This window comes from Sorangium sp. So ce281, from assembly GCF_051527395.1.
Lineage (GTDB): Bacteria > Myxococcota_A > Polyangia > Polyangiales > Polyangiaceae > Sorangium > Sorangium cellulosum_B.
In genome coordinates this window covers 2,073,158-2,087,047 of the sequence record NZ_CP150322.1, presented here as the reverse complement: position 1 = coordinate 2,087,047, position 13,890 = coordinate 2,073,158, and the positions used below count along the sequence as shown (strand labels likewise).

Genomic DNA, 13,890 nt, shown 5'->3' with positions numbered 1-13,890 from the left:
GGGCGCTCCGGCCGGCCCGGCCCCGGCGCCGGCGCGTCCGCCGGATGGACGCTCGCCGGGCGCTCCGGCCGAGGCCCCGGCGCCCGCTGCCTCCCCACCCAGGTCATCGCGAGCTTGTCAATCGCATGTCGATCGCCACCCGAAAGACAAGCGAGAACTCACCCGGCGCCCCCCATCCGACACGAAACCTGCGCGCCGTCTGGGGCCATCAGGTGGCCAATCTGTGGACAAGCATGTGGACTGTCAAACCGGGCTCGGGAGCGTGATTTTTGGGTTGCAGATTGGCTTCGAAGGAGGGAGTTTAGCGCCCGGAAGTTGGGAGGCGCGCCGGGGCACGGAGCGCCAGAAATCGCAGAAAAATCAGTTGCATCGGTGTGGGCGGCGCGTCCATGCCCGGGCTGGCTTCGGCTGGCACCGGGGCTTGGAGGGGCTGCCGCCCCGCGATCGGCGCAGGACCGGCACCTCCGCGGAGTTGCCAGGGTCCCACGGGATTTCCACAACCTGGGAACAACCTGTGGATTATTTGTCCCTCCTGCGCGTGGCGTGTTCCAGGATCGGGTGAGCGGGCTTCCCGTCCCCGAGCTTTTCTGGCGCTCGCGGACACACCGGTGGGCTACGTTGCGCGCCGATGTCCGCACGCAACGGCCCTGTTTCCTGCGCGCCGCGCGCGTCCCTCGCGATCGCGGGGGGCCTCGCCGGGTGGCTCGCTGCGGGCGCCGCGGCCGCGCAGGCTCCGCAGCGGAACGCGCAGGCGGAGGCGGCCCTCAAGGAGGCGATGGAGATCGACTACCTCGAGACGCGGTTCGCCGAGGCGGAGCGCAAGCTCCGGGCCGCGCTCGACGCCTGCGGCGAGTCGGGCTGCTCGCCCGCTGTCAAGGCGAGGCTGCTTGTCGCGCTGGGCACCGTGCTCGCTCAGAGCAGAGAGGGGCTGGAGGACGCGCGGGGCGCCTTCGCGGACGCCCTCCGCGCCGACCCCTCGGCGAAGCTGGACCCGGATCTGACGACCCAGGAGGTCTCCTCCGCGTTCGAGCAGGCGCGCGCGGCCACCGGCGCCGGGGCGGCCGGGTCGCCCGCGGCGGCCGGGGCGGCCGGGTCGCCCGCCGCGGCTGGAGCGGCCGGGTCGCCCGCCGCGGCTGGAGCGGACGGGTCGCCGGGGTCGCCCGGGGCGCACGAGGGGCCCGAGGCGGCAAAAGCGCAGCTCCAGATCGAGCAGTGCCTCGACGACCGGCAGTGCGACCGCGGGCTCGCGTGTGTCGGCGGCGCGTGCGTCGCGCGAGCCGCAACGGAGGCTGCGCCGGAGGTCCGGAGGAGCTGGGTCGCCCTCACCTTCTCGCCCGACGTCGCGCTGCTCTCCGGCCGGGACGTGTGCACGGTCGCGTCGCAGCGGAGCGACCATTTCGTGTGCCTGCGCGGCGACGGGACCCGGTACGACGGCACGCCGACGCCGGGCGTCGCGAACGACGTGAACCTCGGCTTCGCGCTCGCGACGTTGCGGGTGGCGATCGCCTACGATCGGCTGGTCCTCGACAACCTCACGGTCGGCGGCCGCGTCGGCTTCGCGGCCGGCGGCACGACGGAGGGCGGCGCCTCGTTCCTGCCGCTCCACCTCGAGGCGCGCGCGCAGTACTTCCTCGGCGCGCGGCCCTTCGAGCAGCTCGGCGCGCGCCCGTTCGTGCTCGCCGCGGCCGGGGTCGCGCAGGTCGACGCCGAGGTCGACGTGGAGGTCCTCGAGGACGCGACCGCTTGCGGGGCCGACCTTGCCGACAGGACGAGCCCCTGCACGAGGCCGGGAGCGAGCGGGAGGGTCGAGGCTCGGCGACAGACGCTCACCGCGACCCGGCAAGCGGGCCAGGGGTTCGCGTCGGTCGGCGCGGGCGTTGCGTATGCGCCGATCGAGGCCCTCTCGCTGAACCTCGCGCTCCGCGCGAGCCTCACCTTTCCTGCCATGACCACCGTCCTCTCCCCGGAGGTCGGTCTTTCCCTGGGGTTCTGAATGGCTGACACCTCGGATATGCGCCGGGGGGCGACTCCCCCAGGCGCGCTGCGCAACCCGAAGATCGACGCGGCGATCGAGCGCGCCGTGCAGCTCGGCGATCCGGCCGAGCTGCTCGCGCTGCTCGATCGGAGCTCCGGGCTGCCCGCCCGGCGCGGCGGGGTGCGCGCGCCCGGCCCCGACCTCGGGCCGAACGCCCCCTTGCCGCGCGTGAACCTGGATCTCGCGCGGGCGGTCGGCGCGGCGATCGCGGACCGCGGCGCGCCGGCCGAGCGGCTCGTGCGGGCGCTCTGCGCGACCACGGAGGAGTACGCGCTCATCGTGGCGGCGCAGGCGCTCGCGTCGCTCGCGGTGCAGGGCGCGGCGCGGGCGGGCGGAGCGGGGCAGGCGCCGCGCGCGGGCGGCGCGCGCCGCGGGAAGGGCGGGCTCGATCCGCTCGAGGCGCTCGAGGAGCTGGCCGAGGACCCGCGGCGCGTCGTGCGCGACGGGGTGGTGGCGGCGCTCCGCGCCGTCATCGCGGCGCGCGGCGACGCGGCGGTCGGCGAGCTCTCGTCGTGGACCGACGGCTACCTGCAGGCGTACGTCGCGCTCGAGGCGCTCGCCGAGCGCACGCTGCTCGCCAGGCTCTCGGCGGGCGCGGAGGTGGTCGAGCGCCTCGAGGAGGCGTTCGTGCTGTCGGATCGCTCCCCGCGCGCGGACGAGCGACTGCAGGGCCTGCGCGTCCTCCGGCAGGGGATGCCCGCGCAGATCGCGGCCCTCGCCGGCCGCTTCCCCGAGGTCGTGCGCTGGCTCGAGGAGAAGACGGGGGCGGAGCGCCCCGAGTCGCGCGACGTCGTGGCGGACGCGATCGCGGCGCTCCGGAAGGCGTCGTTCTCGGACGCGGAGGTCAGCCGCCTGTCCGCGGCGCTCGGCGCGACCGCCCCGACGCCGCGCTACGCGGCGCGCATCGTCCAGGGGACGCGCAAGCGGAGCAAGGGGCGGCGGTAGGGCGAGACCTGGGCCGCCGGTGTGAAGAGCGCCGAAACGCAGCAGATCAGGCGGCCTGCTGCGACCCCTCCGGCGCTCCGACGCCGCCCTGCTGCTCCCTGGCGGCCCCGGTGAACAGGAACTGCAGCGCTCCCGGCGCGCGCCAGCGCCACGCGTCCTCGGAGTGGGTCCCGTCCTCGTCCAGGCAGAACAGCAGGTTGTCCTCCCTGTAGCCCTGCTGGCGAAGTTGCTCGACCAGCCGCGCGGCGTCGCGCAGCACCGAGCCCCCGTCCTCCTGAGCGCCGGCGTCGACGTACAGCCTCGAGCTCGCCGGGACGGCCAGAGACGCGAGGACGTCGAAGATCTTGCGCTCGGCGAACCAGAGCGATGGCGACATGCAGAGCGCGGCCCCGAACACGCCGGGGCAACGCCAATGAGCATAGAGCGCCCCGAGGCCCCCCATGGATGAGCCGCCGATCGCCGTGCCGGCCGGGTCGCGGTCGGGCAGGTAGACACGCACGTTGCGCTCCCCGTGGAAGCCGGGAATTCGGCGCGGGCCGAGGAGATAGATGACATGTGTTTGCGCGGAGGTCTGCTGTTCCACCGTGCCGGTGTGAAGCAATCACCAGGCCGCCACCCGGCTGCTGCTCTCCGCTGCGGAGCGCGGCGCGGCCCAGGCCACCTCGGCTCCCGGGTCGCGCCGCGCCGCCATGGCAGAACGCCTCACGCGTGACAGGCTGCTGCGAACAGGCGGCCGCCGCCGCGGGTGCCTGGCCTAATTGCAGCTCGCCTCGGACTTGCCGCCGAACACCGTGGTCCAGTAGGACCCGTAGGTCCCGCCTCCCGTCGCCCGCCCGATGCCGATGACCTTGTAGGCGGAGCCGAGCATGTTCTTGTTGTGGCCGTCCGAGTTCTTCCACTGGGTGAACGTCGCCTGCGCCGTCGAGTTGCCAGCGGCGATGTTCTCGGCCATGGCCGTGCCCCCGCACCCGAGCTCGTAGCAGGCGTTGCACATGCGGGTCCAGGGCGTCCGGCCGTCGAGGCTCGTGTGCGAGAAATAGTTCTGATCGCGCATGTCCTCGCTGTGCCCCTGAGCAGCGCGGCTCATCGAGGTGCAGGCCGAGAGCGCCCCGAGGCCGTTCTGCGCGCGATACTGGTTGATGATGGTGAGGAACGCCTGCTCCTCGGTGTCGAGCGGAGTCGTGCTGGGCCCGGCGCCGCTGCACATCTGGCATGCGCCGCAGTCGCTCGAGCAGCTCGAGCAGTCCTCGCCCGCGCCGCAAACCCCATTGCCGCAGACCTCACCGCTCGTCGAGCCTCCCTCACCGCTCGTCGAGCCTCCCTCACCGCTCGTCGAGCCTCCCTCGCCGCCCGCGCCTCCGTTGCCGCCCGCCCCGCCCGCCCCGCCCGCGCCGCTCGTCGAGCCGCCCGCGCCGCTGCCCGGCGCCGCGGGGCCGCACGCCGCCTGCACGTAGAGCCGCTTCGCGGTCCTCCTGCACGGATCGCCGGAGAAGGTCGCGTTGCTCGCCCGCACGGTACAGCTCGCCTTTCCGAGGCACGCGCGCTCCACGACGGCCTTCGACGTCGGCGCGTTGCACGAGGTGGCCGCGTAGCCGCCGCAGAAGCCGCGCGGCCTGCCATAACTCGCGAACTGGATCGCCGTGATGACCTCGCCGGCAGGACAGGAGAGCTCCACATCCGAGCCCTCCGACGCGGTATCGCAGACCGCCCCCGCGAGCGGCGAGGACTGGTCCTCCGACAGCTCCGCCGGCGGCTCCTCGCCGACCTCGGTCGAGGCGAGGCAGCCGACTGCAGAACAGCCAGCGATGAAGGCGAGGACAAGCGTCCTGTGCAAAGCGCTCATATGCATGCTCCTTGGTTCTCTGAGCCCGTCCGAGCTCGGCCCGCCCCTGCGTCGCGGCTCGCGCCAGCACGTACGCCGGGGCACACGACACCTCGACGGGCCACCCCAGTACAGCGTTGTTCAGGGGGCGGAGTAGCGCACAGCGCGATCCCACGCAGCGCAGCGCCTCCCTTCGATTCGCTCACGACACGGTGTCACCTGGCCGCTGGCATGTCCAGATACGAAACACGCTGACACGCATGATTTGCCGCCGGATCACTGGATCTTTCCAAAACCCATGAAACCGAGCTTCCCGGAGCTCGACGACACAGGATTTCTTCACGCAAGGACGGTGTGAGATATGGAGCCACACAGGACACAACACCTCCCCTGGCCCGAAGGGTGGGTGTCCGTTTCCGACGACAGACCGCGATCAGAAGCCCGTGGGGGCGACGACTCCCTGCGAGCCTCCGCCTCCGCCCGCCGTGGATCGCGCGTCGATGCGCGTCGATGCGCGTCGATGCGCGTCGATGCGCGCCACGGGCCGCATGTCAGCAGCAGGTCAGTCGAGCGCCCATGAAATTCCGCGCGACTCCCCCGCTCATCGCCACGCCGCGCAGCTCGCCTGAGGGCCCTCGCCCGCTGACGTCCGCGGCAGAGCTCGCCCCTGCGCCACGCGCGAGGTGGTGGAGGTGGTGGTAGATGTGGCCTCCTGCCGCACGCGCGCGCCATCTCATCCTCATCCGCGCGGCACGCCGGCTGCCGCGCTCGTGGAAAGGTGGAAAGGCGGCCCGACGGCCTGACGGCCGACGCCCCGATGACCGCGCCGCGCGGCGGCCCCGCAGCACGGCCGCTCTCGACGATGAGCCGCGAGGCCGCCCCCGCGGCGGCTCCTGTGCTATGACCGCCGACCATGCGCCTCAAGGACCGCGTTGTCTTCATCACAGGAGCTTCCCGCGGGATCGGACGGGCCGTCGCCCTCGCCTGCGCGCGAGAAGGCGCGGATATCGTCGTCGCCGCGAAGACGGAGGTCGCCGAGAACCCGCGCCTTCCGGGCACGATCCACGACGTCGCCCGCGAGGTCGAGCAGCTCGGCCGCCGCGCGCTGCCCATCAAGCTCGACGTCCGCGACGACGAGGCCTGCAGGGGCGCCGTCGCCACGGCCGTCGAGCGCCTCGGGCGCATCGACGCGCTCATCAACAACGCGGGCGCGCTCTGGTGGGCCGACGTCGTGGACACACCCATGAAGAAGTTCGACCTCATCATGGGCATCAACGTGCGCGCGTCGTTCGCCCTCTCGCAGGCCGTCCTCCCCCAGATGATCGCGCAAAAATACGGCCACATCATCATGATGTCGCCCCCCGTCGACGCCGAGGCCTGCGCCCACCACGGGGCCTATGCGGTCTCCAAGTTCGGCATGACGATGATCGCCAACGCCATCGCCGGCGAGTACGCGGAGCACAACATCACGGCCCACGCCCTCTGGCCCGCGACCGCGATCGAGAGCTTCGCCACGATCAACTTCGGCCTCGGCGGCCCGGAGCTCTGGCGCAAGGCGGATATCCTCGCCGACGCGACGCTCGCGCTGCTCTCGCGCGAGCCGTCGGCCCGGCGCGGCAAGGCGTGGATCGACGAGGCCCTGCTCCGCGAGGAGGGCGTCACCGACTTCTCGAAGTACCAGTGCGTGCCCGGCGTGGAGCCGCCGCACTTCCCCTTCACCGCGATCCCCAAGGCGACGACCACCAAACACCCATGAGGCGCGACCCGTGACCCGCGAGGACGACAAGAAGACGCGCCCCGCCGCCGGCGGCGGCGTCGATCCCGGGCCAGAGCTCGCCGCGGTCTTCGACGACCTGGAGACGCTGCTCAAGAACGGCGACGTGATCGAGGCGCTCACGGCGCGCGGGATCAACGCGAGCCTCGCGCTGCTCGCCGCCGACGCGCTCCGCGCCTACCTTGCGGGCCGCAAGGCCGAGGCGGCGGAGGACTTCGCGACCGTCGCGGAGGAGATCCGCGGCCGGCTCGCCGCGAGCGCCGAGGCGCGGGGGCCGGACGACGGATCGCCAGGGGAGCCGTCACGCTCGAACGGGAGGCGCTGAATGGGCACGAGCTTCGAAGCAGAGCAGACACCGAGGCCAGGCGAGGGCGCGCGGCCGGCGCCGCCCTGGGAGCCGGCCGCGGCCCTCTCCGGGGCCGACTACTCGGCCGTCGAGCTGGCGCAGGGCGACGACCGCGTGTTCCTCCTCGAGCAGCGCGAGCTGCCCGAGCGCGAGCGCTACCTCACCGTGACCGACTCCGCCGGCGTCGCCGAGGCCATCCGGACCATGGTGGTCCGGGGCGCCCCGGCCATCGGCATCGCCGCAGCGTACGGGATGGCGCTCGCCGCGCGCGCCGCCCGTGACGAGGGCGCCTCCAGCTACGTCGCCGCCATGCGGGCGGCGGGGGAGCACCTCGCCTCCGCCCGGCCCACCGCCGTGAACCTCGGGTGGGCGGTGCGGCGCGCGATCGCCGCGGCCCTGCAGAACGCCGGGCGCCGCGGCGAGGAGCGCGCGCGGGAGCTCGCCGAGCTCGCCCGCGAGATCCACCGGGAAGACGTCGCCGCCTGCCGCCAGATGGGCCGCGCCGGCGCCGCGCGCCTGCCGGAGTCGGGCACGGTCCTCACCCACTGCAACGCGGGCGCGCTCGCGACCGGCGGCTACGGCACGGCGCTCGGCGTGATCCGCGCCGCCGTCGAGGAGGGCAAGGCGCTCCGCGTGCTCGCGTGCGAGACCCGCCCGTACCTCCAGGGCGCCCGCCTCACCGCCTGGGAGCTCCAGCGGGACGGCATCCCCGTCGAGGTGATCTCCGACTCGATGGCCGCGTGGTTCATGCAGAAGGGCGAGATCGGCGCCGTCGTCGTCGGGGCCGACCGCATCGCGCGGAACGGCGACGTCGCGAACAAGATCGGGACCTACGGCCTCGCCTGCCTCGCGCGCCACCACGGCATCCCGTTCTACGTGGCCGCCCCGTGGAGCACGATCGACCTCGCCACCGACAGCGGCGCGTCGATCCCGATCGAGGAGCGGAGCCGCGACGAGCTCGCCGTCGTCGGCGGCCGCCGCGTCGTCCCGCCCGGCGTGCCCGTCCGGCACCCGGCCTTCGACGTCACCCCCGCGGAGCTCGTCACGGCCGTCTTCACCGAGCGCGGCAAGCTGACGACGCGCGAGATCAGCCGCTCCGTGCCGCCGGCGCCGCCGGCCGGCTAGCGCACCTCCCCCCTCGCGCTCCCCCGCCGCATGGGCTAAGGACACCCCTGATGGCGCAGTTCTCGCCCAAACCTGAATGGCTCAAGGTCCGCGCTCCCGGGGGGGACACCTACCACCACCTCAAGGAGACGTTCCGCAAGCTCGATCTCCACACGGTCTGCGAGGAGGCGCGCTGCCCGAACGTCGGCGAGTGCTGGCGCGAGGGGACCGCGACGGTGATGCTCCTCGGTGACGTGTGCACGCGCGGCTGCCGCTTCTGCGCGGTCACGACGGGCGATCCGCGCGGCGCGGTCGACGTCCGCGAGCCGGAGCACGTGGCCCGCGCCATCGCCCGGCTCTCGCTCCAGTACGTCGTGATGACGATGGTCAACCGCGACGACCTGCTCGACGGCGGCGCCGAGCACGTCGCCCGCACGGTGAGCCGCCTGCACGCGCTCCGGCCCGACCTGCTCATCGAGACGCTGGTCGGCGACTTCCAGGGCCACATGAGCGCCGTCGACATGGTGGTCGACGCCGGGCCCGACGTCTTCGCCCACAACGTGGAGGTCGTCCGCCGCATCACGCGCGTCATCCGCGACGTCCGGTCGAGCTACGACCAGTCGCTCGCCGTGCTCCGGCGCGCGAAGGAGCGCCAGCGGCGCCTCGCCGCCGACGCCGCGGAGGCCGGCGCGCCCGCGCCGCGGCGGCTCACCAAGAGCTCGATCATGGTCGGCATCGGCGAGACCGACGACGAGGTCCTGGAGGCGCTCCGCGACCTGCGCGCGGCCGGGGTCGACATCGTGACGCTCGGCCAGTACCTCCGCCCCTCCTCGAAGCACGCGCCCGTGCAGCGCTTCGTCGAGCCCGAGACCTTCGCGGCGTTCGAGCGCGCGGCGCTCGAGATGGGCTTCCTCTACGCCGCCAGCGCGCCGCTCGTGCGGTCGAGCTACAAGGCGGCCGAGGTCTTCGTCCGCAGCCTGATGGACCGGGGCGGCGCGGCGCAGCCCGCCGGCGCCTCCCCGGCCGGGGAGGATCCCGCAGGCGCGGCAGCCATCGAGGCGCTCCTCGAGGAGCGCCTCGCCGTGGCGCGCCGCGAGGCCGCCCGCCTCACCGCAGAGCTCGACCCGGACGAGCCCCAGCCGCTCGACGGCCCGGCGGCCGCGTCGGCCAGCGCCGCGCGGCTCGTCCCGGCCGCCTCCCTCGTTCGCCGCTAGCGCGGCGCCCACCCGAGCGGCTTGACGCTCCCTGGCGTTTGGCCGAGCGTGTTGCTCGGCAGGAGGGTCCAACACCACGATGTCCGCTCCCATCAACAGGCGCCCCGGCGGCATCGCGCCAGGCGCCTCGCGCCTCGGCTCGGAGGCGCCCCGCGTGCGCGTGGCGTCGATCCTGGCCCAGGCAGCGAGGGCCTACAGCGCGCGCCCTCCCATCGAAGACATCACGATGCCCACCGGCTTCGATCCCGCCGCGGTGGCGCTCTTCGAGACGATCATCGAGGCCGCGTTCCTCGTCGCGAACGCCGACGGCCACTTCGACGACGAGGAGCGCGGACGCTTCCAGGCGATCGTCGCCGGCGCCTGCCAGAACCTCGTCCACGAGAAGCAGCTCGAGGCGCTCCTCGCCGACCTCGGCGAGATGCTGGCCGAGGACGGGCTGGAGAAGCGCATCAGCATGGTCGCCCGCACGATCGCGCGGACCGAGCACCAGCGCGAGGTGCTCCGCGTGGCGGCGTCCATGGCGCACGCCTCCGGCGGCGTGAGCGCGCATGAGCACGGCGTGCTCGAGCAGCTCGCGCGCGGCTTCAAGCTCGACGTGGCCGCCGTCGACGAGGCCCTCGCGCAGGCAGCCGAGCCCGTGAACGTCTAGCGTGGACATCCGCGCCGCCGCGTACGGCGGGAGACGCGCATCAGGGCGCGCGCGGGTTCGAGCTCGCCGCGGCGAGTCAAACCCCGAGCGCGATCGCTGCGACGAGTCAACGTCACGCGTAAAGCGAATGAGCGTACGCCGCGTCTGGGCACTGGTCTCGGGCAGCGCCTTTGGTTAGTGTCCCGCGAACCGATGAGCACCGCGACGTACTCCACCGACCGCCCGCCGAACGTCTCAGGGGCAAGCCTCGAGCCGCAGGCTGCCGTCGCGCGGCACCCGCTCGATACGTGTGCCGACGACGTGATCAAGGTCCTGCGCGACGACGGCTCGCTCGACCCCGCGCACGATCCGAAGCTCGAGCCATCGGAGGTGATCGCCCTCTACAAGGCCATGATGCGCACGCGCCTGCTCGACGAGCGGCTCGTGGCGCTGCAGCGCCAGGGGCGCATCGGGTTCCACATCGGCTCGCTCGGCGAGGAGGCGACGGTCCTCGGCAGCGTGTTTGCGACGCGGCCCCAGGACTGGGTGTTCCCCTGCTACCGCGAGTTCGGGGCGGCGCTCTGGCGAGGGCTGCCGCTCCAGCGGTACATCGACAACATGTTCGGCAACGCGAACGACACGGTGAAGGGGCGGCAGATGCCGGACCACTACACCTACCGCGAGGGCCACTTCGGCTCGGTGAGCTCGCCCATCGGCACGCAGATCACCCAGGCCGTGGGCTTCGCGTGGGCCGCCAGGCTGAAGCGCGACGAGCTCGTCACGCTGGCCTACTTCGGCGACGGCGCGACGAGCTCGTCGGATTTCCACAGCGGCCTGAACTTCGCCGGCGTGTTCAAGGTGCCGGTCATCTTCCTCTGCCGGAACAACGGCTGGGCGATCAGCGTGCCGACCGAGCGCCAGACGTCGAGCAACACGTTTGCGGGCAAGGGCGTCGCGTACGGCGTCCCCGGGGTGCGGGTCGACGGCAACGACGTGTTCGCCGTCGTGAAGGTGACGCGCGACGCGATCGCGCGCGCCTCGCGCGGCGAGGGCGCGACGCTCATCGAGGCGATGACGTACCGCCTGTCGGGCCACTCGACGAGCGACGACCCGAAGGCGTACCGCCCCGACGCGTGGCTCGACCCGTGGCGCCGGCTCGATCCGATCGCGCGGCTCCGGCGGCACGTCGAGCGCACCCAGGGCTGGACCGAGGCGCAGGATCGCGAGATCGAGGCGGCGGTCGACGCGGAGGTCAAGGCCTGCATCGCGGTCTCGGAGAAGGTCCCGCCGCCGCCGCTCGACTCGATGTTCGAGGACGTCTATGCGGAGCCGCCCTGGCACCTCGTGGAGCAGCGGGAGCAGCTCAAGGCGGGCCCGAGGCCCAAGGGCCACGGCGGCCACTAGGCCGCGCGGACGGCGGCGTCGGCGTGGCGGCTCGCCGGGCGGCGACGCGGTGGGGGTGGCGCCGCTGCCCGCGATCGGCGGGGACCCCCGGGGGGGCCGGGGCGCCGGTGAGGTTGTACCCCCACCTGTTGGCCGAGAGACGGAGACGAAGAGCATGCCTCAGATGAACATGGTCCAGGCGATCAACGACGCGCTACGCCACGAGATGCGGCGGGACTCGCGGGTCGTCGTGCTCGGCGAGGATGTCGGCAAGGTCGGCGGCGTGTTCCGCGTGACCCAGGGCCTGTTCGACGAGTTCGGGGACGACCGGGTGATCGACACGCCGCTCTCGGAGAACGGGATCGTGGGGACGGCCATCGGGATGGCGCTCTACGGGCTCGTGCCGATCCCGGAGATCCAGTTCGCCGATTTCATCTATCCCGCGTACGACCAGATCGTGTCCGAGCTGGCGAAGTACCGCTACCGCTCGGGGGGAGAGTACCCGTCCAAGCTGGTCATCCGGACGCCGTTCGGCGGCGGCATCCGCGGCGGGCACTACCACTCGCAGTCGCCCGAGGCGCAGTTCATCCACGTCGCGGGCCTGAAGGTCGTGTGCCCGTCGAACCCGGCCGACGCGAAGGGGCTCCTGCTCTCGTCGATCCGGGACCCGGATCCGGTGCTGTTCTTCGAGCCGAAGCGCATCTACCGCGCCGCCAAGGGCGACGTCCCCGAGGGCGAGTACACGGTCCCGCTCGGCCAGGCGAAGGTCGTCCGGCCGGGCTGGCACGTGACGCTCGTGGTCTGGGGCGCGATGCTCTACGAGGCGCTCGACGCGGCGAACCAGGCGGCCGCGCAGGGCGTCGAGTGCGAGGTGATCGACCTGCGCACGCTGTGGCCGCTCGACATCGACACGGTGATCGAATCGGTGAAGCGGACGGGCCGGTTCATCGTCGTGCACGAGGCGCCGAAGACCTGCGGCCTCGGGGGCGAGCTCGTCGCGCTGGTCAACGAGAAGGCGTTCCTCCACCTGGAGGCGCCGCCGCTCCGGGTCACGGGCTTCGACACCCCGTTCCCGTACACCCTCGAGAACGAGTATCTCCCTCTGTCCCATCGTATCCTTCCGGCGATCCTGGAGACGGCGAGGTACTGACGCATGGGCAAGTACGAGTTCAGGCTTCCGGACATCGGCGAGGGCGTCACCGAGGGCGAGATCGTGACCTGGCTGGTGTCGCCGGGCGACATGGTCGCCGAGGACCAGCCGATGGTCGAGGTGATGACCGACAAGGCGACGGTGACGATCACGTCGCCGCGCACCGGCCGGATCGTGGAGACGCGGGGCAAGGTGGGCGGGGTCGTCCCCGTCCACTCGGTGCTCGTCGTGTTCGACCTCGACGACCGGCCTGCGGCGGCGCCGCCCGCGTCGGGGGCGGGGGTGCGAAAGGACGCCGCGAAGGCCGGCCCGGCCGAGCCCGCGGCGGCGGCCGCGAAGTCCGGGGCCGCGGAGCCCGCGGCGACGGCGGTCGGCGACATCCGGGAGGACCTCCCGGGGATGAACCTGGTGGCGCCGGCGCGGTCGGCGTGGGCGAACGGCAGCATCGGCGCGGGCGCGCGCGCGGCGGCCTACTTCAACGAGAAGCCGCTCGCGACGCCCGCGACGCGCAAGCTGGCGCGCGACCTCGGGGTCGACCTGCGGCGCGTGCCGCCGACCGGCCCGGCGGGCCGCGTGACGAAGGACGACGTGCGGGCGCTCGAGGCGCCCGAGGAGGCGGCCACGGCGCTGCCCGAGCCGGCGCCCAGGCGGACGGCCCCGGCGCTGCCCGAGCCGGCGCCGAGGCCGGCGGCGGCGGGGCCCGGCCAGCTGGACGAGGAGCCGGAGCACGCGGCGGCGCGGCCCGAGGGGGAGCGCGGACGGGGGTTGCCCTCGGCGCCGGGCGACGAGCGCATCCCGCTGCGGGGCGTGCGCAAGCGGATCTTCGAGGCGATGTCGCGGTCGAAGCACACGGCGGCGCACTTCACCTTCGTCGAGGAGTGCGACGTCTCCGCGCTGAAGGAGCGCCGCGCGCGCCTGCGCCCGCTGGCCGAGAAGGCGGGCGTGAAGCTCACGTTCCTGCCCTTCTTCGTGAAGGCCGTCGTCGCGGCGCTGAAGAAGCACCCGACGCTGAACAGCACGTTCGACGAGGCGGCGCAGGAGCTCGTCGTCAAGAAGAGCTATCATATCGGCATCGCGTCCGCGACCGAGGCCGGGCTCATCGTGCCAGTCGTGCGCGACGCGGATCGGCGGAGCGTGCTGGAGATCGCGCAAAAGATCGCGCGGCTCGGCGAGGACACGAAGTCGGGGCGGGTGAAGCCGGAGGATCTCGGCGGCTCGACGTTCACGATCACGTCGCTCGGCCAGCAAGGGGGGCTGTTCGCGACGCCGATACTGAACTTCCCGGAGGTCGCGATCCTCGGGATCCACCAGATGAAGCAGAAGCCGGTGGTGCGCGACGGGCAGATCGTGATCGGCGAGGTGATGCTGGTGTCGCTGTCGTTCGACCACCGGATCATCGATGGTCACGTGGGGGCGGCGTTCGCCTACGAGATCATCGGGTATCTGGAGGATCCCGATCGGCTGTTCCTCGAAATGAGCTGAGCGGCGG

Annotated in this window: 12 protein-coding genes; 10 read left to right on the top strand and 2 right to left on the bottom strand. The window is 72.9% G+C overall.

Annotated features, from left to right (window positions below):
• The first annotated feature begins 628 nt into the window (after window positions 1-628).
• Complete coding sequence (locus tag WMF27_RS07920) at window positions 629-1,993, top strand: hypothetical protein (RefSeq protein ID WP_437769526.1); 1,365 nt, start codon at window positions 629-631, stop codon at window positions 1,991-1,993.
• Window positions 1,994-2,980 carry a hypothetical protein gene (locus WMF27_RS07915; protein ID WP_437769527.1) on the top strand — a complete coding sequence of 329 codons (987 nt, stop codon included), beginning with the start codon at window positions 1,994-1,996 and terminating at the stop codon, window positions 2,978-2,980.
• A gap of 46 nt (window positions 2,981-3,026) precedes the next feature.
• Here the strand turns inward: WMF27_RS07915 and WMF27_RS07910 are convergent, their stop codons facing one another.
• Entirely contained in the window at window positions 3,027-3,479 is a 453-nt protein-coding gene (locus WMF27_RS07910; RefSeq protein WP_437769528.1) for an alpha/beta hydrolase, read from the bottom strand.
• Between the two features lie 255 nt (window positions 3,480-3,734).
• Window positions 3,735-4,823, bottom strand: a complete 1,089-nt coding sequence (locus WMF27_RS07905) for a CAP domain-containing protein (RefSeq protein WP_437769529.1) — start codon at window positions 4,821-4,823, stop codon at window positions 3,735-3,737.
• 892 nt (window positions 4,824-5,715) lie between these two features.
• On the opposite strand from WMF27_RS07905, the gene WMF27_RS07900 reads away from it, so the two are divergent.
• From WMF27_RS07900 to WMF27_RS07865, 8 genes are all read left to right on the top strand, one after another.
• On the top strand, window positions 5,716-6,558 hold the full coding sequence (locus tag WMF27_RS07900) for an SDR family oxidoreductase (protein ID WP_437769530.1): 843 nt from the start codon (window positions 5,716-5,718) through the stop codon (window positions 6,556-6,558).
• 10 nt (window positions 6,559-6,568) lie between these two features.
• Window positions 6,569-6,901: a hypothetical protein gene (locus WMF27_RS07895; RefSeq protein WP_437769531.1), complete on the top strand. Its 333-nt coding sequence runs from the start codon at window positions 6,569-6,571 to the stop codon at window positions 6,899-6,901.
• Window positions 6,902-8,047, top strand: a complete 1,146-nt coding sequence (mtnA, locus tag WMF27_RS07890) for an S-methyl-5-thioribose-1-phosphate isomerase (protein WP_437769532.1) — start codon at window positions 6,902-6,904, stop codon at window positions 8,045-8,047.
• A 50-nt stretch (window positions 8,048-8,097) separates the two neighbouring features.
• A complete protein-coding gene (gene lipA, locus WMF27_RS07885) occupies window positions 8,098-9,240 on the top strand; it encodes a lipoyl synthase (RefSeq protein ID WP_437769533.1) in 1,143 nt (380 codons plus the stop codon).
• Between the two features lie 79 nt (window positions 9,241-9,319).
• Window positions 9,320-9,889, top strand: a complete 570-nt coding sequence (locus WMF27_RS07880) for a tellurite resistance TerB family protein (RefSeq protein ID WP_437769534.1) — start codon at window positions 9,320-9,322, stop codon at window positions 9,887-9,889.
• A 192-nt stretch (window positions 9,890-10,081) separates the two neighbouring features.
• Complete coding sequence (locus tag WMF27_RS07875; protein WP_437769535.1) at window positions 10,082-11,272, top strand: thiamine pyrophosphate-dependent dehydrogenase E1 component subunit alpha; 1,191 nt, start codon at window positions 10,082-10,084, stop codon at window positions 11,270-11,272.
• Window positions 11,273-11,426: 154 nt separating this feature from the next.
• Window positions 11,427-12,401: an alpha-ketoacid dehydrogenase subunit beta gene (locus tag WMF27_RS07870; protein WP_437769536.1), complete on the top strand. Its 975-nt coding sequence runs from the start codon at window positions 11,427-11,429 to the stop codon at window positions 12,399-12,401.
• A gap of 3 nt (window positions 12,402-12,404) precedes the next feature.
• Window positions 12,405-13,883 carry a dihydrolipoamide acetyltransferase family protein gene (locus WMF27_RS07865; protein ID WP_437769537.1) on the top strand — a complete coding sequence of 493 codons (1,479 nt, stop codon included), beginning with the start codon at window positions 12,405-12,407 and terminating at the stop codon, window positions 13,881-13,883.
• Window positions 13,884-13,890 lie beyond the last annotated feature (7 nt).